Source organism: Streptomyces sp. MnatMP-M17, assembly GCF_900091995.1.
In the GTDB taxonomy this organism is placed as follows: domain Bacteria; phylum Actinomycetota; class Actinomycetes; order Streptomycetales; family Streptomycetaceae; genus Streptomyces.
The window spans coordinates 1-1,773 of the sequence record NZ_FMDK01000497.1 but is presented as its reverse complement, the minus strand read 5'-3'; the positions used below and the strand labels follow the sequence as shown (position 1 = coordinate 1,773).

At 71.2% G+C, this 1,773-nt stretch carries 2 protein-coding genes; both read left to right on the top strand.

Annotated features, from left to right (window positions below; all coding sequences use genetic code 11):
- The first annotated feature begins 121 nt into the window (after window positions 1–121).
- Complete coding sequence (gene nagA, locus GA0115259_RS22085; RefSeq protein ID WP_093599979.1) at window positions 122–1,276, top strand: N-acetylglucosamine-6-phosphate deacetylase; 1,155 nt, start codon at window positions 122–124, stop codon at window positions 1,274–1,276.
- A gap of 167 nt (window positions 1,277–1,443) precedes the next feature.
- The coding region (locus GA0115259_RS22080; RefSeq protein WP_256098076.1) for a PfkB family carbohydrate kinase at window positions 1,444–1,773 on the top strand (330 nt) is incomplete at its 3' end.

The window sequence follows — 1,773 nt, the reverse complement described above, 5'->3', positions numbered from 1 at the left end:
CCCCCGCAGCACCGTCCGACGCATCATCCGCGACCGGCGCGCCGTCCACGACCGGATCCGGCGTCACCGTCACCGTCATCCATCCCCCCACCGACCCACTCGCCCCGGAGGTAAGCGCCTGATGGCCGCACGCGCCGAAAGCACCGTTCTCGCCGGCGCCCGGGTGGTACTGCCCACCGGGACCGTGGAGGGCGGGCGGGTGATCGTCGAGGGACGCCGGATCGTGGGCGCCGCACCGGACGACGCCGCCGTCCTCGATCTGTCAGGACACTGGCTGGTTCCCGGCTTCGTGGACATGCACAACCACGGCGGCGGAGGCGCCTCCTTCACCGGAGGCTCCGTGGACGACGTCCTGACGGGCATCCGTACGCACCGCGAGCACGGCACCACCACACTCGTCGCCTCCACCGTCACCGGTGAGATGGACTTCCTCGCCCAGCGCGCGAGCATCCTCTCCGAACTGGTCGAGCAGGGCGATCTGGCGGGCATCCACTTCGAGGGTCCGTTCATCTCGCCCTGCCGCAAGGGCGCGCACAGCGAGGAGCTGCTGCGCGATCCCGATCCGGCCGAGGTGCGCAAACTGCTCGACGCGGCGCGCGGCACGGCGCGGATGGTGACGCTCGCCACCGAACTGCCGGGCGGGATCGACTCCGTACGGCTGCTGGCCGAGCACGGCGTGATCGCCGCGATCGGGCACACGGACGCCACGTACGAGCAGACCGTCGAGGCCATCGACGCGGGCGCGACCGTCGCCACGCATCTCTTCAACGCGATGCCGCCGCTCGGCCACCGGACGCCCGGACCGATCGCCGCGCTGCTGGAGGACGAGCGCGTCACCGTCGAGCTGATCAACGACGGTACGCATCTGCATCCGGCGGCCCTGGAGCTGGCCTTCCACCGCGCGGGCGGCGGCCGGGTCGCCTTCATCACGGACGCGATGGACGCGGCGGGCTTCGGCGACGGGCTGTACCAGCTCGGCCCGCTCGCCGTGGACGTCAAGGACGGCGTGGCGCGGCTGGTGGAGGGCGGTTCGATCGCGGGCTCGACGCTGACGCTGGACACCGCGTTCAAGCGGGCCGCGACCGTGGACCGGCTGCCGGTCGAGGAGATCGTCCAGGCCATCTCGGCCAATCCGGCGAAGCTGCTGGGTGTGGACGACCGCGTCGGCTCGCTGGAGCCGGGCAAGGACGCGGATCTGGTGGTCCTGGACGCCGGTTTCTCGGTCAAGGGCGTTCTGTACAAGGGCGATTGGGTGGTCGACCCGAGGCTGGACTGATCCCGGCGTGATCCGAAGCAAGCCCTTACGGGCAGGCGGACAGGCGGATACGAGTTCATGGAAGGCGGCCGGCCCAGGGTCTGGGCCAACCGCTTTCTTTTTGACATGATCGCTCCGATAATCGGCCGCGCGTTCGTATACCGCGCTCGTCTGCCCCGGGAGTGACGGTGATCCTGACGGTGACGCTCAACACCGCGCTGGACATCACGTACCGCACTTCCGCGCTCGTCCCGCACACCACGCACCGCGTCAGCGAGGTCATCGAACGTCCTGGTGGCAAGGGCCTCAATGTCGCGCGGGTGCTGGCGGCGCTGGGCCACGAGACGGTGGTCACGGGCTTCGCGGGCGGGCGTACGGGCGATGTCCTGCGCGAACTGCTGGCGCATCCGGCGCTGTTCACGGGCGCGGGCGGCGGGCCGGCACACGGCGCTCATGGCGGGCACGGCGGCGGACCGAGGAGCCGTCCAGGACGCGACGCGCCGAGGTCCCGGGCGGCC

What these genes read in the sequence shown, in the direction of transcription:
- nagA (WP_093599979.1), top strand. Translation starts at nt 122, where the DNA reads ATGGCCGCACGCGCCGAAAGCACCGTTCTCGCCGGCGCCCGGGTGGTA.